The sequence below is a fragment of the Paenibacillus sp. EZ-K15 genome (assembly GCF_002573715.1).
Lineage (GTDB): Bacteria > Bacillota > Bacilli > Paenibacillales > Paenibacillaceae > Paenibacillus_AQ.
The window spans coordinates 306156-325022 of record NZ_PDHM01000008.1 but is presented as its reverse complement, the minus strand read 5'-3'; the positions used below and the strand labels follow the sequence as shown (position 1 = coordinate 325022).

22 protein-coding genes are annotated in these 18867 nt (G+C 53.9%); 6 read left to right on the top strand and 16 right to left on the bottom strand.

Annotation, left to right across the window (positions count from 1 at the left end):
• Window positions 1-212 precede the first annotated feature (212 nt).
• The gene (locus tag CRG97_RS33055; protein ID WP_161952920.1) at window positions 213-353 is read left to right on the top strand and encodes a hypothetical protein; all 141 of its coding nucleotides are present in this window, start codon (window positions 213-215) and stop codon (window positions 351-353) included.
• A gap of 109 nt (window positions 354-462) precedes the next feature.
• On the opposite strand, the gene CRG97_RS06025 is transcribed toward CRG97_RS33055, so the two are convergent.
• The gene (locus CRG97_RS06025; protein WP_098742205.1) at window positions 463-1485 is read right to left on the bottom strand and encodes an ABC transporter substrate-binding protein; all 1023 of its coding nucleotides are present in this window, start codon (window positions 1483-1485) and stop codon (window positions 463-465) included.
• A 197-nt stretch (window positions 1486-1682) separates the two neighbouring features.
• On the opposite strand from CRG97_RS06025, the gene CRG97_RS06020 reads away from it, so the two are divergent.
• From CRG97_RS06020 to CRG97_RS06010, 3 genes are read left to right on the top strand one after another with little or no spacing between them, the layout of a single operon-like run.
• Window positions 1683-2666 carry a FecCD family ABC transporter permease gene (locus CRG97_RS06020; RefSeq protein WP_098742204.1) on the top strand — a complete coding sequence of 328 codons (984 nt, stop codon included), beginning with the start codon at window positions 1683-1685 and terminating at the stop codon, window positions 2664-2666.
• The gene (locus tag CRG97_RS06015) at window positions 2663-3709 is read left to right on the top strand and encodes a FecCD family ABC transporter permease (protein ID WP_098742203.1); all 1047 of its coding nucleotides are present in this window, start codon (window positions 2663-2665) and stop codon (window positions 3707-3709) included. Before CRG97_RS06020 ends, CRG97_RS06015 begins: the two co-directional genes overlap by 4 nt.
• Before the next feature lie 20 nt (window positions 3710-3729).
• Window positions 3730-4599, top strand: a complete 870-nt coding sequence (locus tag CRG97_RS06010) for an ABC transporter ATP-binding protein (protein ID WP_098742202.1) — start codon at window positions 3730-3732, stop codon at window positions 4597-4599.
• A gap of 260 nt (window positions 4600-4859) precedes the next feature.
• On the opposite strand, the gene CRG97_RS06005 is transcribed toward CRG97_RS06010, so the two are convergent.
• The 13 genes from CRG97_RS06005 to CRG97_RS05945 form a co-directional block, all read right to left on the bottom strand.
• A complete protein-coding gene (locus tag CRG97_RS06005) occupies window positions 4860-5042 on the bottom strand; it encodes a hypothetical protein (RefSeq protein ID WP_098742201.1) in 183 nt (60 codons plus the stop codon).
• 82 nt (window positions 5043-5124) lie between these two features.
• A complete protein-coding gene (locus CRG97_RS33005) occupies window positions 5125-5340 on the bottom strand; it encodes a hypothetical protein (RefSeq protein WP_153047484.1) in 216 nt (71 codons plus the stop codon).
• A 216-nt stretch (window positions 5341-5556) separates the two neighbouring features.
• On the bottom strand, window positions 5557-6126 hold the full coding sequence (gene ssuE / locus CRG97_RS05995; protein WP_098742199.1) for an NADPH-dependent FMN reductase: 570 nt from the start codon (window positions 6124-6126) through the stop codon (window positions 5557-5559).
• Between the two features lie 12 nt (window positions 6127-6138).
• Window positions 6139-6612, bottom strand: coding sequence for a M20/M25/M40 family metallo-hydrolase (locus CRG97_RS05990; protein ID WP_237566313.1), 474 nt, complete (start codon window positions 6610-6612; stop codon window positions 6139-6141).
• Window positions 6613-6665: 53 nt separating this feature from the next.
• Window positions 6666-8003 carry an LLM class flavin-dependent oxidoreductase gene (locus CRG97_RS05985; protein WP_098742198.1) on the bottom strand — a complete coding sequence of 446 codons (1338 nt, stop codon included), beginning with the start codon at window positions 8001-8003 and terminating at the stop codon, window positions 6666-6668.
• 36 nt (window positions 8004-8039) lie between these two features.
• Window positions 8040-8507, bottom strand: a complete 468-nt coding sequence (locus CRG97_RS05980; RefSeq protein WP_098742197.1) for a DinB family protein — start codon at window positions 8505-8507, stop codon at window positions 8040-8042.
• A 164-nt stretch (window positions 8508-8671) separates the two neighbouring features.
• Window positions 8672-9865 (bottom strand): M20 peptidase aminoacylase family protein, encoded by a 1194-nt coding sequence (locus tag CRG97_RS05975; protein ID WP_098742196.1) that lies wholly within the window; start codon window positions 9863-9865, stop codon window positions 8672-8674.
• A gap of 43 nt (window positions 9866-9908) precedes the next feature.
• A complete protein-coding gene (locus tag CRG97_RS05970) occupies window positions 9909-10925 on the bottom strand; it encodes an LLM class flavin-dependent oxidoreductase (protein ID WP_098742195.1) in 1017 nt (338 codons plus the stop codon).
• A gap of 13 nt (window positions 10926-10938) precedes the next feature.
• Window positions 10939-11691 (bottom strand): amino acid ABC transporter ATP-binding protein, encoded by a 753-nt coding sequence (locus CRG97_RS05965; RefSeq protein WP_098742194.1) that lies wholly within the window; start codon window positions 11689-11691, stop codon window positions 10939-10941.
• On the bottom strand, window positions 11688-12398 hold the full coding sequence (locus CRG97_RS05960; RefSeq protein WP_098742193.1) for an amino acid ABC transporter permease: 711 nt from the start codon (window positions 12396-12398) through the stop codon (window positions 11688-11690). The genes CRG97_RS05965 and CRG97_RS05960 overlap by 4 nt, the downstream gene beginning before the upstream one ends.
• Complete coding sequence (locus tag CRG97_RS05955; protein ID WP_098742192.1) at window positions 12395-13180, bottom strand: amino acid ABC transporter permease; 786 nt, start codon at window positions 13178-13180, stop codon at window positions 12395-12397. The genes CRG97_RS05960 and CRG97_RS05955 overlap by 4 nt, the downstream gene beginning before the upstream one ends.
• Before the next feature lie 32 nt (window positions 13181-13212).
• Complete coding sequence (locus CRG97_RS05950) at window positions 13213-14049, bottom strand: transporter substrate-binding domain-containing protein (RefSeq protein ID WP_098742222.1); 837 nt, start codon at window positions 14047-14049, stop codon at window positions 13213-13215.
• Between the two features lie 139 nt (window positions 14050-14188).
• Entirely contained in the window at window positions 14189-15067 is an 879-nt protein-coding gene (locus CRG97_RS05945; protein ID WP_098742191.1) for a LysR family transcriptional regulator, read from the bottom strand.
• Window positions 15068-15338: 271 nt separating this feature from the next.
• On the opposite strand from CRG97_RS05945, the gene CRG97_RS05940 reads away from it, so the two are divergent.
• Both CRG97_RS05940 and CRG97_RS05935 read left to right on the top strand, forming a co-directional pair.
• Complete coding sequence (locus CRG97_RS05940; protein WP_098742190.1) at window positions 15339-15881, top strand: GNAT family N-acetyltransferase; 543 nt, start codon at window positions 15339-15341, stop codon at window positions 15879-15881.
• A gap of 194 nt (window positions 15882-16075) precedes the next feature.
• Window positions 16076-16522 (top strand): hypothetical protein, encoded by a 447-nt coding sequence (locus CRG97_RS05935; protein ID WP_098742189.1) that lies wholly within the window; start codon window positions 16076-16078, stop codon window positions 16520-16522.
• A 125-nt stretch (window positions 16523-16647) separates the two neighbouring features.
• Here the strand turns inward: CRG97_RS05935 and CRG97_RS05930 are convergent, their stop codons facing one another.
• The gene (locus tag CRG97_RS05930) at window positions 16648-17211 is read right to left on the bottom strand and encodes a YecA family protein (protein ID WP_098742188.1); all 564 of its coding nucleotides are present in this window, start codon (window positions 17209-17211) and stop codon (window positions 16648-16650) included.
• Between the two features lie 393 nt (window positions 17212-17604).
• Window positions 17605-18747, bottom strand: coding sequence for an SGNH/GDSL hydrolase family protein (locus CRG97_RS05925; RefSeq protein ID WP_237566312.1), 1143 nt, complete (start codon window positions 18745-18747; stop codon window positions 17605-17607).
• Between the last annotated feature and the right edge of the window lie 120 nt (window positions 18748-18867).

Here is an 18867-nt window from a genome sequence, read left to right as displayed (position 1 = left end):
CGTTTGTCTTAGTAGGTTTATTATTACTACAAGTTTAAGAGGTGTCCACTTTTTATTCTAGGTGCAAATTTGTGGCAAAAAGGGATCCTGAGTCCGTCAGATTTAAAAATCGGGGTCAAATTGAGAAATAAGGGATCTGGAGTCCGATAACAGGTCAGGGGCAGCGGCACGAAGTAGGGGAGTTGGTTAAGCTGTCTGGCGAGCGGTGTGGCATGCAGCTACATAGTGGCAGTACTGGCGACGCGGAGGTACTGCAGATGCGGCGATACTGGCGACGCAGCGATGCTGGCGACGCGGAGGTACTGGCTTGCGGTGTGGCATGCCTTATAGCGGCAGTACTGGCGATGCTGTGATGCTAAAAAAGGAGGCATCCCTTAAGATCTCAGATCTTTTGGGATGCCTCCTTTTTTAGTTTTTTCCTAGCATCATCTGCTATACGATAATACTAGCCTGCAGCATTCATTACTGAATGCCGTAAAATTCCTGCAGTTGGTCAATCATCAGATTTGCTGCCAATATGCCGCCTGCCGTGTTCCAGATTGCATCATCCACTTTGTGGGCCTGACCGTTCTTGACAACGCTCAGGTTTTTCCATAGTGGATCGTTGATCCATTCCTGCTCGGTTTGGTTTGCGCCGCCATCCCCGGTTTCATAAGTGAAGTAGAAGAGTCTGTCGGCATCTGCCTCAGGCAAACGTTCCTTCGTGATCTCGTCAACGAAATTGTCCTTCGCATTCTTCGTCATGTCGTTGCGAGCGATGCCGATTTTATCGAAAATAACGCCCGAGAACGTATTGGTATGGTACACGCGCGTCTTGCCTGCCATGAAACGGACTACGGAGACGGTTTCGTCGAGCTTGCTTCCAGCCTTCTCTTTGAAATCCTGAATCCGCTTGTCGTATGCTGCCAAAAGCTCCTCGCCTTCGGATACCTTGTTCAGCGCCTTGGCATACAGTTCAAAATTGTTCTGCCACTCGCCGCGAAGATCCTCGGCAAAAACGGTCGGCGCGATCGCCTTCAATTGCTCGTATACTTTCTCCTGACGCATCTTGTTGCCGATAATCAGGTCCGGCTGCAAGCCGGCGATCAGCTCGATGTTTGGCTGGCTCTCTTCCCCGACAACGGTAACGCCTTCCATCTGGTCTTTAATATGTGGATACCATGGGTCACCTGTCCAGGATCTAACGGCACCAACTGGTTTCACGCCCAATGCGAGAAGCGCCTCGGTTCCTTCGTTCGTGAGAACCACCACTTTTTGAGGGGTTCCCTTGATTGTTTCCGTACCCATCGCATGTGTAACTTCATAGGATTCGCTTGCTGCGCTACCTTTGTTACCACTTGCATTATTCGTCGTGTCTCCGCCGGCATTGTTTGCATTTTCTTTCGCTGGGCTTGCTCCACAACCGGCAAGAATCACGATCATAATGAGAGCCAGCAAGCTAAACTTGAGGCCTCTCGTTGGTTTATTTGCCATTCCTTTTCCCATTCCTATCTAAATCCCCCTTGTGTCATATCCCTCTACTTGAAAATCATTATCAATCACTGATTCAAAACTATAAAGGGTTTCCTGAAAAATATCAAGATATTTATGAGAATGATTATCAAGCTCATTGACAGATGGGGTCCCTTCACCTAAAATTCATATGAACTTAATTATTCATGGACTTAAGAAAGTGAGCATATATGCGCGTATTCGGACTATTCATATCGCTATTGGCGCTGGCTGCTGCCGTCATGGGCAGCATCGCATTCGGAGTAACAAACATACCTCTTCATCAGGTATGGGAATCGTTCACTCACTTCAACGGGAGCAACGAGCATCTGATCATTCTCACAGCAAGACTGCCCCGGGCGCTCATTGCACTTGCTGTAGGAGCAAGCCTAGCTGTTGCGGGTGCCCTCATGCAGGTCATCACGCGCAATCCGATTGCATCACCCAGCACGCTGGGCGTGAACTCCGGTGCAGCCTTTTTCATTATTATGTCGGCGGGTTGGCTGGGCATAAGCGGACTCCAATCTCTTACCTGGGTCGCGCTGATCGGAGCCGCGGTAAGTGGGGGTATCGTGTTTTTCCTGGGCAGCATCGGCAGGGACGGCATGACGCCGGTAAAAATCACCCTTGCGGGTGCCTCCATAGCTGCCTTCTTCCATTCCTTAACGCAGGGATTGATGCTCTCCGACGGCAAAATGTTCGATCAGGTGCTGGTATGGCTTGTCGGCTCGGTAGCCGGACGCGATTTGAACCAACTTGCAGCCGTGTGGCCGTACATGACCGTTGGCATGCTGGCTGCACTCCTGCTGGGCCGCCATCTGAACGCCCTCTCCATGGGTGATGACATCGCCCAGAGCCTCGGGCAAAAAACAGCCCTCATCAAGCTGTTAGCGGCAGTGGCTGTTATTTTGCTGGCCGGAGGTTCCGTTGCCGCTGCGGGACCCATCGCATTCGTCGGGATTATCATCCCGCATATCGTTCGGCATTTAATAGGAAATGATTATCGCTGGATTCTGCCTTACAGCGCGGTGCTCGGCGCACTTCTGCTGGTGACGGCCGATCTCGGCTCCCGATATATTGCCATGCCGAAGGAAGTCCCGGTCGGCGTGATGACCGCAATCATCGGCGTGCCGTTCTTCGTGTACATAGCCAGGAAAGGAAGACGAGCACAATGAGTAAACACCGCATATTCCGCTCCAGGAACGCTAAAGTATCGTTTATGCTGGAGAGAAGAACACTATGGGTATGCCTGATCCTATTCGTGCTTTGCATCGCCGCCATGATTATTAGCACAGGCACAGGAAGCCAGTTTGTTTCGCCGCTTCATGTCATGAAGGCATTGTTCGGTAACGCTCCGCCCATGGAGCAGGTTATCGTTATGCAGCTAAGGCTACCCCGAATTATTATCGCCGTGCTGATCGGCGCCGCTCTCGCCGTGGCGGGGGCTATTCTGCAGGGCGTCATCCGCAACCCCCTGGCCTCCCCCGACGTCATCGGTATAACGGAGGGAGCATCACTTGGAGCGGTTCTCTTCATCTTCATATTCACAGGCACCGTATCGATCCATTGGATGCCGCTATTCGCCATCCTCGGTGCTTTTTTCATTACCGGACTGCTGTACGTGCTTGCTTGGAAAAATGGCGTATCGCCGCTGCGGCTCGTCTTGATCGGAATCGGGGTATCGGCTGCAATCAAATCGATCTCCTATATGCTGATCATATCCGGACCGCTGCAGTTGGCCGACCGCTCCCTTACTTTCATGGCAGGCAGCATTTACGGCATGTCCTGGGATAAGGACGTTTTGACCCTGCTGCCTTGGATAGCTGTACTTCTACCGCTTACCTGGCTGCAAGCCCGCAATGTGAACATCCAAGCCTTGGGCGACGACGTTGCCAGCAGTACGGGCGCCCAGGTTCAGAAACAGCGCCTGATCCTAATCGGACTCAGCGTCGCGCTGGCCGGAGCAGCCATTTCGATCGGCGGCGCCATCGCCTTCATCGGTCTGATGGCACCGCATATGGCCCGCAGGCTGGTGGGTCCCTCCTTCGGGAGCGTCCTGCCCGTCAGCGCACTGATCGGTGCGATTCTTCTCCTTGTCGCGGACTTGGTAGCTCGGACGGCATTTCTGCCGCGCGACGTTCCGGCAGGCGTATTCACCGCCGCGATCGGCGCGCCGTTCTTCCTCTACTTGCTGTATCGTAACCGCAATCGATTCTAGAACCGAAAGGAGCTGGCGTCATGAATACGCTGGAAGCAAAGGGATTGGGTCTGTCCTATGGGGGAGACTTTATATTCGAAAATCTGGATTTAACCGTGCCTATAGGTAAAATCACCGTGTTTATCGGCAGCAACGGCTGCGGCAAGTCCACTTTGCTGCGCTCCATGGCCAGGCTGCTGAAACCGCAGCGCGGCTCGGTTGTACTGAACGGGGCCGACATCGCAGACTTGTCCACCAAGGACGTGGCGCGTAAGCTCGCCATTTTGCCTCAAGGGCCTACCGCCCCGGAAGGATTAACGGTGATGCAGCTGGTAAAGCAAGGACGCTATCCGTACCAGAGCTGGCTTCGTCAATGGTCACGTGAGGATGAGGAAGCCGTCACGGCTGCGCTGGCCTCCACTGGTTTGACTGAACTGGCTGACCGTACGGTTGACTCGCTATCCGGCGGCCAGCGCCAGCGGGCCTGGATCGCGATGACGCTGGCACAAGAAACGCCGATCATTCTGCTCGATGAACCGACCACCTATCTGGATTTGACGCACCAGATCGAAGTGCTGGATCTGCTGTATGACTTAAATGTTCAAGAACAACGGACCATCGTCATGGTGCTGCATGATATCAATCTGGCCTGTCGTTATGCCGATCATATCGTTGCTATTCGCGACGGAAGCATCAAGGCAAAGGGCAAACCGGGAGATATCATCAATTCCGAGCTGATGCAGACCGTGTTCCAACTGCCGTGCGAGATTATTCCGGACCCGCTGTACGGAACCCCTATGTGCGTCCCGCGCGGGAAGGGCATACGCCGGCCTTCAGCCGTCAAACCGGAACCAGCGGAACCCAAACAACCAACAACGCCGACTCCAGCTCCTGAGCTGGCACCGGTGTAGCATAAATTGCAATCAAGCCGACTCCCTTTCGCATTCAAGCGGTGGGAGCCGGCCTTTTTTATGTGGGCTGGACGCGAAGAGACAAAAGACCCATGCAGTGAGACATGCAGTGAGACATGAAGAAAGACATGAAGAGGACACAAAGAAGACCACCCCAAAACCATGAAGGCAGCCTTTATATTTGTAATAAACGCTATAAACATAGGTTTTGTCTTCCATTGCTCACATGCTGTTCCACTGACGGTTCTGTTAACGACAACTTATGACCATTTACCTACACGCGGGACTTTATTCCTTTGTCGAAGCGGAAGTCCTTTGAACAGCTTGGACTTTTCACGCTTCCGTTGTTCCAGCAGGTTCTTTACCCCTCGCATCAACATTCGGTACCGCATCTCATCTTCGTGTCCGTATTTTCGCATTTCGTCAAAATACTCGTCTGTCATCCTATCACTCCAGCTGTATAAGTCTATAGAACTAGAGTATAGGACCGAACTATACAATTTCTAAACAAGACTCGGTTGCATGCTAAGCCGTCGGCTCTGACATGGCTGAGCTGCCGGCAGCCTCCACCTGCCGTCTTCGCCGAAGGAGAAGAGCCAAAGGGATGGCCAATGCCACCAGCCCGCTTGCCATCAAGAAACACATCATCGATGCTCCGTGTGTAAACCATCCGATGCAGCCACTCAGCGGTTTCCCCGGAAGTGCCGCTACTGAAAATCCACTGCCACGCTCTGAGTCCATCTTTCCAATGAGTATAGTCGGAATTAAGTTGTTGATTACTCTATCACCCAGCATTCTCTTCTACAAGACCATATAGAGAAGTTCTATCCTCGCTTCTTGATTCTCTATTAGAGCCCTTACCCCTCGGTAATCATGGCAGCGCAAAAACCACGATCCACGGATTCGGATCGTGGCTGCTGCATCCCAAGATCGCCGTTTGTCTTGGAAAATTAGGCGTCAGACCGCTTGCCCCTGCCGCTCCGCCGGCACAGCCGAATATCGGGCCAGCTCTGCCTGCAGCTCGTTTAGCGCGTCATCCAGGCGTTCTCTCAGCTGCTCCGTGATGTCGTAACCGCCCAGTTCGAGGCGGGTGATCCACTGATCTACGGCAAACACCCCGCTGAGAATATTGGTTCCTCCGAGTGCGGATACCACCGGCTTCAACGCATAATCCACTGCGAGCAAATGCGCGATGGTGCCGCCGATGAATAGCGGGAGCACGACTTTGCCTTGCAGACCTTTTTGGGGAAGAAGATCCAAAATCGTTTTCAACGCCCCTGAATAAGAAGCTTTATACACCGGGCTGGCAATGATCACGGCAGCGGCTCCTTCAACCGCCGCTATGGCCTGCTTGATGGCCGGACTATTGAAATCGGCCCGCAGCAAATCCTTAGCCGGTAGATCCGCTGCCGAGATGAATTCGATCTCGTAGCCAGCAATGATCAGGCGATCCTCTACATATTGCGTTAATCCGAACAAACGGGACCCTCGCGTCGGGCTTCCTGCTATAAAAGCGATTTTCGTCATTGGTTTTCCTCCTTATTCGTAAACGTCATGTAGGGCTAGACGCACCCATATTCGAGTCCCATGCACCAGGACATCTTCATCCAAATCGAATCGGGGCTGGTGAATCGCATGCACAATCCCCCGATCCGGATTCCCGCAGCCGATGAAACCAAAAGCGCCCGGGACCTGATCCAGATACCAACCGAAATCCTCGCCAGCCAAGCTGGGTGGATGGAGCACATGTACCTTCTCCTTGCCCAGCACTTGCCCTGCGGCTTGCGTTATACGACGCAGCGCGGCTCCGTCGTTGACCACGGCCATCCATTCACGAAGCTCCAGCTTATAGCTGCCGCCTGCTTGGTCCGCAATGGACGCGGCCAGACGCCTTAAGCCCTCCGTAATCACAGCCACGATGTCCTTCTGAAACGCCCGGAAGGTTCCCGCAAGCTCGCTTTGCGCAGCGATGGCATTAATGGCGCTGCCTGCCTGAAGTGTGCCGAATGCCAACACTCCATCATCTGATCCAGTTCCACAGCCGCCGTCATGCCCACCGCTCCCTTTTAGGAACGGACAGCAACTGCCTGATCTTTGCTGTGCCGGTTCTCGGGAACGGGCAATCCCAAATTGCCGCGCAGCGTGTCGCTCTCGTACTCGGTTCTGTAGATGCCTCTCTCCTGCAGAAGCGGGACGACATGGTCCACAAAATCCTCCAGCCCGTTCGGCACCGCCGCAGTAATCATGAAGCCGTCGGCTGCGCCTGCTTCGAACCAAGCCTGGATCTTGTCTGCCACCTGCTCCGGCGTGCCGATAAACCCGCCACGAGGTGTGGCCGACTGCAGCGCCACTTGCCGGAGCGTGAGCCCTTTCTCCTTGGCGTCCCTTTTGATTTTGTCGGTACCGCTCTGGAAGCTGTTCTTGCCCAGGTCGCCGAGCTCAGGGAACGGCTCATCCAGCGGATACTGGGAGAAATCGTGATGCTCGAAGAAGCGGCCGAGATAATCCAGGGCATTCTCGATGGTCACCAGACTGGCTATCTCCTCATATTTGCGCTCGGCCTCTTCGGCCGTGCTGCCGATAATCGGGCTGATGCCGGGGAAGATCAGCACTTCATCCGGATTCCGGCCGAATCCGGCCGCCCGCGCCTTCACGTCCTGATAAAAGGCTGCCGCATCCTCCACAGACTCATGACCGGTGAATACCGCATCAGCTTCTTTGGAGGCATAGTTCTTGCCGACCTCAGACGATCCCGCTTGAAAGATAACCGGCTGTCCCTGCTTGGAACGGGCGATGTTCAGCGGCCCCTTTACGGAGAAGAACTCGCCTTCGTGATTCAGCGTGTGCATTTTCTCGGGATCGAAAAAAACGCCCGTCTCCTTATTCCGCACGAAGGCATCATCCTCCCAGGAATCCCATAATCCCCGGGTAACCTCCAAATACTCCGTTGCAATCCGGTATCGCTTATCGTGTTCCGGATGCTCCTTCTTGCCGTAATTCAGGGCTGAGCCCTCCAGCGGAGAGGTGACGATGTTCCAGCCTGCGCGTCCGTTGCTGATCTTGTCGAGCGACGCGAACTGACGGGCCACGGTGAACGGCTCGCTGTACGAGGTGGATAACGTACCGACAAGACCGATGTTTTGGCTGACGGCAGCCAGTGCACTCAGTATGGTGATCGGCTCAAAGCGGTTCAGAAAATGCGGGATCGATTTTTCGTTGATATACAAGCCGTCCGCAATGAAGATCAGATCGAACTTGCCCTCCTCGGCTTTTTGAACCCACTGCTTATACAGCTCAAAATTAACGCTTGCGTCAGGCTGCGCATCCGGATGCCGCCACATGGAGGTTCCTCCGCCCACACCGTGCAGGAGCGCCCCCAATCTCAATTGTTTTTGCTTTGCCATATTCCATTCCTCCTTATCGATCTTAGCGCCATCTGCTCACACGGGAGCTGCAGCCAGTTTAATGCGTTCGATCTGTCCGAGATGATTCTGTACGTGGCGGGTAAACCCGCTGACGATATCCGAGACGCTGACGGTCTCCCCTTTGAAATTGATGCCGGTTTTGGCCGTATCGGCCCCGCTCAAGCGGCGAAGCAGCAAGCTGTTGTAGTGCAGCAGCGCCCGGAATGCTTCCAAAATATCCGCGGCTCTGCCTTCGTTCGAATATTGGCCGTTGACCCAGGCATCCTGATTGAACGCAGGCAGTTGGACCGTTGTCCCGGCCAGAATGTCCCGAATCCGGAACGAGATCACGATGCTGTGATCCACCAGATGGGAGAGCACCTCCTGTACGCTCCATATATGCGGTGCCTGCTTCCATTGGAGTTGATCCTCGCTAAGGCCGGCAACGGCGGCCAGCAGCTGATCATGCGTATTAACAAAGGCTTCGATAGGGAACTCACTCATTCGATCTCCTCCAATACAAACTCGATAATGACTCTCCCGATATAAACAACAACAAGAAGCTGCCCTTCACATCGCGCTGCGGTTCATGTTCGGGGCCTCATAACGGTAATGCTTGAAACATGAATCGGTGCTTCCTTTCGAATAACAGCGACAGAAGGAACTCCTTAAGGCGATGGTGCTGGTGATGGCGATGCCTCCTCACCGGAGCGGTAATGCCCGAGCGCCCGCTCCGCCAGCCTCGTGAAGAAATCGATGCTGACCGGAATCGCCCGTTCATCCAGATCAAACGCCGGATGGTGCCACTCCTGCGTGCCTGCCGTCCCCATGAAAACAAACAACCCGGGAACCTCACGCTGGTACACCGCAAAATCCTCTCCGGCCGGCGAAGGAACCGGTATCACCGCCTCATATCCCGCTTCGGCAGCAGCGACATAACCGAGCTCCGCCAGCTTGCGGTCATTATGGACCGGCGGCGGTCCCTCGATCCAGCGTACGGCAGCCGTCGTTCCGAAAGCTGCGGCCACGCCTTGAACCACCTGGCTGAATCGTTCAAGCACCTGCAGTCTGACGTCGTCATCGAAGGTGCGTATGGTCCCTTCCAGCAGCGCTTTATCCGGGATCACATTCCAGGCGGTCCCGCTGTGCAGCTTCGTGACACTGATGACGGCGCTCTTCAGGGGGCTCACATTCCGGCTTATGATCGACTGGAGCGCCGTAATGATATGCGATGCGGTCACGATCGGGTCAAGGCCCGCTTCCGGCACGGCCGCATGGGACCCCTTGCCCGCCACTTCAACCACGAAGCCGTCGGCGGCGGCCATCAGCGGGCCCTCCTTAATGCCGATGGTCCCGACAGGCAGGTCCGGCTTGTTATGCATGCCGAAGATCGCCTGCACGCCTTCGAGTGCCCCGCTGTCGATGACCTGCCTCGCTCCCTTGGCTTTCTCCTCGGCCGGCTGAAAGATCAGCCGCACGGTTCCTCTCAGCTCCTGCTCCCGCTGCTTCAGGGCATATGCCGTCCCGATCAGGGCAGCCGTATGAAAATCGTGCCCGCAGGCATGCATTTTGCCGGGAATCGTCGAGGCGTACGGAAGCCCTGTCTCTTCCTGGACCGGCAGGGCGTCGATATCCGCCCGCAGCGCAATGATCGGCCCCTCTTGAAGTCCGCCGACTTCTGCGATTACGCCTGTGGCTAGCGGATACTCCGTAACCCGTATCCCGGCTTCCTCGAGCCAGCCCCTAATCAGCCGCGTCGTTTCGCACTCCTCGTTCGACAGCTCCGGGTACCGGTGCAGATGGCGCCGGATCTCAATAATTCGATGGATGTCTATATCGGTGGATAAAACATGGCTTGGCATTCGTAAAACCTCCTAAATAGTCACGTACCTATGACCGATTCCATTACGCTTCGGCAGGAACCTCAGCCAACGCCTCGCTCAGCAGCTCGAATGAGCGGATTCGCTTGGCAAAGGGCTGGATATTGCTGGTGACGATGATTTCATCAACGCCCGAAGCCTGTTGAAGCCGGAGCAGCTGTTCACGCACGGTCTCCTTCGTACCTTTGGTGATGAACGGCTCCTGTTCCTCGATCGTGTACGGCTCACCTGCCTGGCGTCCGAATTCTTCCGCCTGTTCCCTCGTTCCCAGTGCCAGCGTCCGGCCGCTGGCTAAATGAATCTTCACCAGCTTCAGCGCCCCTGCCAGCTCCGCCGATTCCGCCTCCGTATCGGCCACGATCACGGACAGTGCAACAAGAATTTCCGGTTCCCTGCCGTGGGAGTAGTCAAACGTGCTTCGGTAAACACGAATGGCTTCCAACGCCGCGGATTCCTCCCCGTTGATGAAGAGGGAGAACACATAGGGCAGGCCGAGTCCAGCCGCAATTTCCGCGCTGCCTGCGCTGGCCCCCAGCACGTACAGCTCGGGGGCGGTCTCCGGCAGCGGAGCGGCACGCAGCCCGGCGAGCGGATGATCCTCTTCCAGCGTGTTATGCACAAATTGGCTAAGCTCGACGATCTTATCGGTTAACGACTCCTGCTCCTGCACGCCCCGCTGCAGCGCCTGCGTGCTGCGCGGCAACCCGCCAGGCGCGCGCCCGATGCCCAGATCCACGCGTCCCGGCGCGAGCGCGGCCAGCACGTTGAAATTCTCCGCTACCTTATAAGGACTGTAATGCTGCAGCATGACGCCGCCGGAACCCACGCGAATGGTTTGGGTTTTAGCTAACAAGTAAGAAATGAGCACTTCCGGCGAAGACCCTGCTACTTGGTCCGAATCGTGATGCTCGGATACCCAGAAGCGCCGGAAACCGAGCTCCTCTGACTTTTGAGCAAGCTGCACGGTATGCGTGAACGCCTCCGCTGCCGTTTCGCCCGGATATATTGGACTTTGGTCAAGCACGCTTATCGTGATCCCCATATTGGTTGACCTCCTAAATGCTGTAGTTAAGCTCAGGCGTGATCCGCTTCAGGAACTGCTTGGTTCGTTCTTCCCGCGGATGATGGAACAGCTCGGACGGAGTCCCCTGCTCCACAATCACGCCTTCGTCCATGAACACAACGTGGTTCGCCACATCCCTCGCGAAGCCCATCTCATGCGTCACCACGATCATGGTGATCCCTTCCTTCGCGATTTTGCGAATGACCGCAAGCACCTCGCCCACAAGCTCCGGGTCGAGCGCCGACGTCGGCTCATCGAACAGGATCACCTCCGGCTCCAGGGCCAATGCCCTGGCAATGCCCACCCGCTGCTGCTGCCCGCCCGAGAGCTGACTCGGATAGGCATCCAGCTTATCGGCCAGACCGACCTTTTCGAGCAGGGTGATACTCCTCTCCCTCGCCTCGGCCTTTGGCATTTTTTTGACAACGACCAAGCCTTCCATCACGTTCTCGATCGCGGTCTTGTGTTTGAACAGATTGTACTGCTGAAACACCATGGCCGATCGCTGGCGGAGTTCATGAATTTCCTTCTTCGTGGCCCGCTTGCGATCGAGGCGGTAATCGCCGATGGCAATCTCGCCGCCATTCGGCTTCTCAAGATAATTCACGCAGCGCAGCAGCGTGGTTTTGCCCGAACCGCTCGGCCCCAGGATCACCACCACTTCCCCTTTGTTTACCGTCAGATCAATCGATTTCAGCACCGTGTTCTTGCCGTAGGACTTTGAAATATCGGTCAGTTGAATCATGCGACGCCCCCCCGATTGTAGAGATTGATTCGTTTCTCAATGACTGCGGTCAGTCTTTCGATGAGGAGTGTAAGCCCCCAGAAAATAGCTGCCGCGGCCAGGTAGGATTCGAAAAACTTCCAATTGGTCGATGCCACGATCTGCGCCTGCGCGTTAATGTCCACAACCGACACGGTAAATGCCAAGGTCGAGCCGTGAAGCATGCCGATGACCGAATTGGACAGGTTTGGTAGGCTGACGGCCAAGGCTTGGGGGAATACGATCCTGCGCAGCGCCTGCCACGTCGTCATGCCGATTGAATAAGCTGCCTCCAGCTGCCCCCGGTTTACCGCGAGCAGGCCCGAGCGGATCACTTCCGACATATACGCGCCTGCCGTAATCGAGAACGATAGGAACGCGAACCAGATCATCGGGATGGAGGATGACTTAAAGCCCCAGCCCATCTGAGCGGACAGCGCATCCACCAGCACCGGCAGCCCGAAATAGATCAGCAGCAGATGCGTCAGCATGGGAGTGCCCCGGATAAAGGTCACGTAGGCGGCAGCGATCTGGCTGAGTACTGGCACTTTATAGATCCGGGCAAACGCCGCGATCAGCCCGATCATAAATCCGGCCGTAACCGATACGACGGTGATCAACAGCGTTGTCGGGATCGCGGACAGCAAGTTTACGAATGCCGTCCATATGAAGGATGGATCGATTTTCATAGCTCCGCTCCTCCTTTTTCAGGTCTCATTCCGGCGATGATGCGGCGGTAGGCCCCTTTCTTTTGTATACGGAATCTTTCACGGGCTGCCGACTCCGGTACCTCATGGCGCATCAGACGCCGCTTCGCACGCAGCAGCAGCTTCTCCAGCGTAAAGCTGATGACAAGATAGATGGAAGCCAGCGCCAGATAAGCTTCGATAAAGTGCTGGGTGATATTGCCCAGGGTTTGCGCTTTTCCTGTCATCTCCATAAGCCCGAGGGTGAAGGCCAGCGAAGTATCCTTCAGCAAGGCAATCACCATATTCGAAAATACCGGAACGGCGATTGCGAGCGCCTGGGGGAGGACGATCCGAAGAAAGGCTTGATGTCCCTTCATCCCCATGGCATACGCCGCCTCTACCTGACCTCTGTCCACCGCCGTTACCGAGGCCCGGATCATCTCCGACATGAAGGCTCCGGTATGAAGCCCGTAGGTCAGGATCACGAATACCATGACAGGCGCCCGGGACATGTCGATATGAACAAGCTTCAGGATCTCCGGCAGACCATAATAAAACAAGAAGAGCTGGATCAGGATCGGCGTTCCCCTAAAGAACGAAATGTACACCTTGGCGAACGCGTTCAGCACCGGAATCCGGTACAGGCGGGGAAGGGCAACCAGAAATCCGACAACGATCCCCACCAGCAGAGACCCTGCCACGATCAGCATCGTGACGCCTAAGGTCGACAAGAGTTTAGGCAAAAAGCTAAGCACATACGAGAAATCGAACGGTGCACCCATGAATCCTTCTCCCTTCTTGCATGGTCATCTCATCATGGATTCGACGACGTAAAGTCGTCTCCCAGCCATTCCTTGCTCAGCTTGGTCAGCGTTCCATCCGATTTAAGCTCCCTGATCGCATCGTCAACCGCATCCGACAGCTTCTGGCTGTCCGGGTCGTCTTTGCGGAATACGAACAGGATGTCAGCCTCCGACAGGTGATCACCCGTTGTTTTCAGCTTTCCTTGCGGATCGATCAGCGGCAGCGTAAAGTCCGCACCAACGGTTGCATCCACCCGGCTTGTCGTAATCTGGCTTACGGTATCATTCGCCGCACCGTTCTGATAGACAATATGGATCGCATCGTTATTGTCCTTGTTGTAGTTTTCCAGAATCTGAGCAGCCGCACTGGTTGCACCGGTTAGCACCTTTTTCCCCTTCAAATCATCCAGCGATTGAATGGAGTCGTTCTCCTTAGCGACGATGATTTTATTTCGCCAATAGGCGTAAGGCTCTTTATTAAACAGGTACTTTTCCGTTCGCTCCGGATTCTTCTCCATCTGGTGAGCTACAAAATCAATTTTCCTCGTTTCCAGGCTCAGCAGCAGATTGGAGAACTCCTGGGTCTGCAGCTCGAACTCATATTCCGGCAAACGTTTATCGATCTCCCGCACCAGCTCAACGTCAAAGCCGGTCAGCTTGCCATTCTCGTCAATAAAGCAAATTCTCGGGAAGGCCGTGCCCGTGCCGACAACAATCTTCGTTACTTTTCCTTCCGTTGCGTTCACCGTGCTGTCCTTCTTCGCTTCTCCGCTCTTCGTGTCTGCTCCGCATCCGACGATCACCCCTGCCAATGCGATGACAACAGCTGCTAAGATTGATTTCTTCACGACCTCATCCCCTTTCGATCTTGTCCCCATCCACAAATTAATAATTCCTATAGATTTAGTGAGGTTTATGTTGTCACTAACTTTACCGCGATTTGGGGAACGCGTCTAATAGAGTTTTTCTATTCATCCATGCAAATCATCAATAGGACAATTCCCGACCGAGCTCCAGCAAAGAATCCAGAAACTCATTATTCTGTCCGTTCAAGGAGATGAGATGGGTTTGCAGGGAAATGCCTGCCGTTTCGGCTATATCCACGGGAATCAGGCTTCCCTCGGCTACCTCCTGCTGAGCGCAAAGACCCGGTAGAAAACAGATCCCCGCCCGCCCCAGCACGAGCTTCTTCGCCGTCTCGGAATTATCCACCTGAAACACGATGTTCGGCGGCTGTTCCAGACTCTCGAATACCCGGTGAATCCGCAACCAGTCCAGCGAACCGCACTCGAAGAAGACCAGCGTCTCGCGCCGGATATCCCGAATGGAGGCTCTCCCGGCAGCAGCGAGCGGATGATCCTTATATACATACAAGCGGATGGGGTCCTCGAAAAAGGGATAGGATTGAAACGCCGGATTCATCAGCTTGCGGACGAAAGCCAGATCGATGTCCTTGGACGAGAGCTTGCCGGCCAGCTCTTCCGTCGGACCTGTTGTCAGCTTGAAGTTCATCTCGGGAAACCGGCGGTTGAGCACCATAAGCAGATAAGGCATTAAGTAATTGGATACCGAAACGGTGCTTCCGATTCTGAGCTCATTGGGCATGGAAGCTTTCGATTGAAGGTGGTGCTTTCCTTTTTGAAAGGTTTGGAGGATCTGCTGGGCATAGGGGAGGAATTGTTTGCCTTTGTCGGTCAGATGAATCTGTTTACCCAAACGGTCGAACAGCCTGCAGTCGAGCTCTCTCTCCAGCGACTGGATGCGTGCGGTCACCGTAGGCTGGGACAGAAAAAGGACGTCTGCCGCCTTATTGAAGCTGCCGTAATGATTGATGTAGACAAAGGCCTCGATATTTTCGATGTTCAAGCTGACACCTCCGGACATCATTATATTATACTTACTATTCCAATGAATATAGATGGTTTTAGAGCCGCAATTTCCTTATAAATTATCCTTATCTTAGGCAGTTGGCAAATTATTGTCAATCCAAATATGCTTATAGATTTTTTTAATGACAGCATTAATATTTTTGTTTTCCAATGTGTTTAATGGGAATAAGCTGCTATACTAATCTCACCTTATCAGGATATGACCGTATCCTCTGAAATTATAATGACCTAAAAAAGGAGTGGTAGCGATGAATTCAATGCAGGAAGTGATCATACGGGATGCTCATGAGTGGGAACGAGAGGCTGTTGCTGCTGTAATGCTGGAATCCTATCAGCAGTATGCCTTCGATCTGTCTACGCAACGATGGGAGGAATATCGGGATTCCATCAGGAATTCCGCGTACAGCCATGCGCCGCATGCCCGGATCGTCGCCGAGCTCGGCGGGGAAATCGTCGGCAGCGTCCAGCTCTTCCTCTCCTCGGAGGATGCGTACGGAAAACCGGAAATGGGGATCCACTCGCCCATTATCCGTCTTCTTGCCGTATCTCCGGGTTCCCGGGGACGCGGCATCGCCACGCTTCTGATTCAAGAAGCTGCCCGCAGATCGATCCAGCTCGGCGCAACCACGCTGAACCTTCATACCTCCGACATGATGGCCTCTGCGGTGAAACTCTATGAGCGGCTTGGCTTTGAGCGGGCATATGATACGGATACGTTCAACGGCGAACATCTTGTCAAAGGATACCGGATCGAACTGCCCGGCTCCCTGCTCCTACAAAGCGCCGTGTGAAATAACAGGCCAAATACGAATAACCGGACATCTTCTCCTGCATTGGGAGGATGAGTCCGGTTATTTTTTATATGTACATTTATGCGCCTGCGCCATCGTACTCGCTCGATTAAGTTCCAATTGTTGTACAGCGAATATTCGTTTCGCATCGGATCGACAGGTATTATACAATAACAAAAAAGGGGGCGTCGCTCATGTGGAGTAAATTCAGGTTGAACAGTCCGGTTTGGGCAGGCCTCGCCGCCGGTATCATCCTCGGACTTTTCCTGAAAATCGTAGAGCATTTCACCTCATTGAAGGTTTACACGCTGCTCCTAAACATTGACTACGTACCTGTCCTGAATGAGCTGAAGCTCTCCGAAATTATCGAGTTTGCGCTGCACCTCATCATCTCCGTCCTGCTGAGCATCGCTCTGACCATCTTTTTGAAGCAGAAGAATTGGACCCGCTGGCGAAGCTTGTCTTGGGTTTCCTTGGTCTGTTTGGCCGTAGGGCTTCTCCTATATCCGACCACCGTTTTGTCTGACCGTACACCGGAGTTATCCGACCTCGCTGCTCTTCTGTTCTGGCTGGCCGGTCATCTACTGTATGGTGTTGCATTAGGCTGGCTGCTGACGGGTTCACGCGGAGCCTCTGACTAGATCGGGAAAGCAGTCTTGCGAAAACGTCGGTTATGGATTAACGCAAAATGACCGCCCCACTGAAATAGGAGCGGTCACGCTATGAAACCGAATGCGCAAATGCCGCACTCATGCTATTGGATCCTTCACTTTGGCAATGCTTCGCTCTCGGATTCCTCATCCTCGACGTTTGCGTCGTCACCGGATGCCGCTACGCCATCCATGAAGTCTTGAATCTGACCGCTGTTGCGGGTCAACGTAGCAACGGAAACCTCATGCTTCTTCGCGATATCGGACTTCGTTGTTGAAATGTTCAGCGATGAAGTTACTATATATTCTAACGCACTTGCATATCCGCCCTGTTTACGGTACTTCGGATTGGCTTCTCTGGAGAAGCTGTTCCAGACCATCAGGAGGCTGAACACTTGAAACAGCTGCTGATCATCCTGCAGCTCATAATCCCGGCAGATCTGAGGAAACACAGACTCGGCAAGCTCGCGATGCTCATCAGCGTTCCAGTCCATCCATCCCAGCTTGTCGTTAATCATCTGACGCAATTGATCGACCTGTAGCTTAGGCTCTTCTGCTCTCGCACCAGGGAACTGGATGACTTTACCGTATACCGTGCGTTCATCTTTTTCAAGACAACATCTTTTGTACTTTTTCCCGCTTCCGCAGTGACATAGATCGTTTCTTCCTAGCTTTTTCATTTCCTAGCTCCTATTTGAATGATTTCTTCTATTATACATGGAAAATATGAAAATGCGCATCTCAAGCCTGTAAACCCTTAAGGCATGCCGGCCTTCCGCGTCATAACACTCTCTTACAGGGGGGGCTTCCGATAAGAAGGTGTCCAGGCAAGTTAGATAGCAAAAAAGCGCGGGTCCCCTCTATGAAAGCCGCGCCCCTTCATATTATTCTATATTATCGTCATAACGCAAGTAGGATGTAACAAATTTGTTAGAACCTATAATAGACTTGTACCATTTTTGGTAAAGATTCCATAGATCCGCGCCATAAGGCTCATTGACTTGGCCCAAACGTCACAGATAGCGACTTCATTCCGTAACCGTACTACACCCATACGCCAACATTGGAACCTGTTAACTTTTGGATCGCCCTGCTGCAGCGGCTCTATCGCCAATCACTTGCCTTAGCACAGGCTCAAGCCCATCCGCCATCAGCTTAAAACCGAGGTCCGTCGGATGAACCCCATCTACGGTGGCTTCCCCAGGATCATCACCTAACAAATCCGATCCATCCACAAACGTTAAGCTCTGATCTCCGGCCTCGGTCAGTTCCCGGATGAGTTCCATCTGGAACTTCTTCCGCGCGAGCCGCCCTTCGAGAATCTCCGGCTTAAACGACTCGGCTCCATGGCGGATGCGGGATATCAAAATGATAGGGACCTCCGGGTGAACCTTGCGGTAGGTCTCGATATACCGCGGCAAGGTCTGCCGATAAGACTCGGTGCCCCCGGAGTTCCCCTCGTAATCAATGATGAGACATGCGGGTTCCGAAATTTGGGCTGCCAGTACAGCAAGCTCCGACTCCCCTTTTCCATTGCCTGAGAATCCCAGATTGATAAACTCCAGATGGAGCCTGCGGCTTAAGATGTTCGTATACGACATGCCGGGCCGTGACGCACATCCGCCTTGCGTAATGGATGTTCCGTATACAATCACCTTTTTGGAAGAATCATAGGCTTCCGGTGCCCAGACCTCCGCTCCTGGTTCAAGTCCAATCCATATTTCCTCGACGCCCTGGTATAAGGGCATATTCAGGAGGAACGATCGTGCCTCGCTTGTCTCGGAATCAAAGATGCTGCTCTCATACTTCACCTGGCCGGCCTGAAAACGAGCCGTTCCCGCATGCAGCCACTGACCAGGGCCGCCGATATACGCATCGACGCCGCACTCCCCCGTTGGCGGCATGTGGTACATGCCGGATCCTGCGGTCAGACGCACGCGGACCGACACGCTCCTCGAATTCGTGCGGAAGCGGATCTGACCACCCGATGTGCAGTTCGCTAACACATCCACCTCCGGTCGGATGGGAACATCAGGTACCGCAGGCAGCCTGCGATATTTATGTTCAACGTCAAGCCAGGCAAAGCCCGATACTTGGAAAGGCTCTTCTTGGGGGGAATACCATAATCGTTCACCTGCTCCATCGTTCTCGATCTTCATGTTCTGGTCCAACTGATAAGGGGATACCTTCTCCGTTTCAGGGGTATTGTTCTGCACAGCTCTAGCCTCCCTATGTAGTTAGGAATGAATAGGATTCGAAACTGCTTAACTTCTTCTCAAGAGCTATATAGCCTCAACCCCTCCGGTTGCAGAGGCATCGAGCCCTACCAAGCCTTC

Excerpts from the sequence above, each read along its gene's own strand:
- CRG97_RS05930 (WP_098742188.1), bottom strand. The coding sequence starts at position 17,211 with ATGAAAAAGCTAGGAAGAAACGATCTATGTCACTGCGGAAGCGGGAAA.
- CRG97_RS33005 (WP_153047484.1), bottom strand. The coding sequence starts at position 5,340 with ATGGACTCAGAGCGTGGCAGTGGATTTTCAGTAGCGGCACTTCCGGGG.
- CRG97_RS06010 (WP_098742202.1), top strand. The coding sequence starts at position 3,730 with ATGAATACGCTGGAAGCAAAGGGATTGGGTCTGTCCTATGGGGGAGAC.
- ssuE (WP_098742199.1), bottom strand. The coding sequence starts at position 6,126 with ATGACGAAAATCGCTTTTATAGCAGGAAGCCCGACGCGAGGGTCCCGT.
- CRG97_RS05935 (WP_098742189.1), top strand. The coding sequence starts at position 16,076 with ATGTGGAGTAAATTCAGGTTGAACAGTCCGGTTTGGGCAGGCCTCGCC.
- CRG97_RS05985 (WP_098742198.1), bottom strand. The coding sequence starts at position 8,003 with ATGGCAAAGCAAAAACAATTGAGATTGGGGGCGCTCCTGCACGGTGTG.
- CRG97_RS06015 (WP_098742203.1), top strand. The coding sequence starts at position 2,663 with ATGAGTAAACACCGCATATTCCGCTCCAGGAACGCTAAAGTATCGTTT.
- CRG97_RS06005 (WP_098742201.1), bottom strand. The coding sequence starts at position 5,042 with ATGACAGACGAGTATTTTGACGAAATGCGAAAATACGGACACGAAGAT.
- CRG97_RS06020 (WP_098742204.1), top strand. The coding sequence starts at position 1,683 with ATGCGCGTATTCGGACTATTCATATCGCTATTGGCGCTGGCTGCTGCC.
- CRG97_RS06025 (WP_098742205.1), bottom strand. The coding sequence starts at position 1,485 with ATGGGAAAAGGAATGGCAAATAAACCAACGAGAGGCCTCAAGTTTAGC.
- CRG97_RS05955 (WP_098742192.1), bottom strand. The coding sequence starts at position 13,180 with ATGGGTGCACCGTTCGATTTCTCGTATGTGCTTAGCTTTTTGCCTAAA.
- CRG97_RS05960 (WP_098742193.1), bottom strand. The coding sequence starts at position 12,398 with ATGAAAATCGATCCATCCTTCATATGGACGGCATTCGTAAACTTGCTG.
- CRG97_RS05970 (WP_098742195.1), bottom strand. The coding sequence starts at position 10,925 with ATGGGGATCACGATAAGCGTGCTTGACCAAAGTCCAATATATCCGGGC.
- CRG97_RS05965 (WP_098742194.1), bottom strand. The coding sequence starts at position 11,691 with ATGATTCAACTGACCGATATTTCAAAGTCCTACGGCAAGAACACGGTG.
- CRG97_RS05940 (WP_098742190.1), top strand. The coding sequence starts at position 15,339 with ATGAATTCAATGCAGGAAGTGATCATACGGGATGCTCATGAGTGGGAA.
- CRG97_RS33055 (WP_161952920.1), top strand. The coding sequence starts at position 213 with ATGCAGCTACATAGTGGCAGTACTGGCGACGCGGAGGTACTGCAGATG.
- CRG97_RS05975 (WP_098742196.1), bottom strand. The coding sequence starts at position 9,865 with ATGCCAAGCCATGTTTTATCCACCGATATAGACATCCATCGAATTATT.
- CRG97_RS05980 (WP_098742197.1), bottom strand. The coding sequence starts at position 8,507 with ATGAGTGAGTTCCCTATCGAAGCCTTTGTTAATACGCATGATCAGCTG.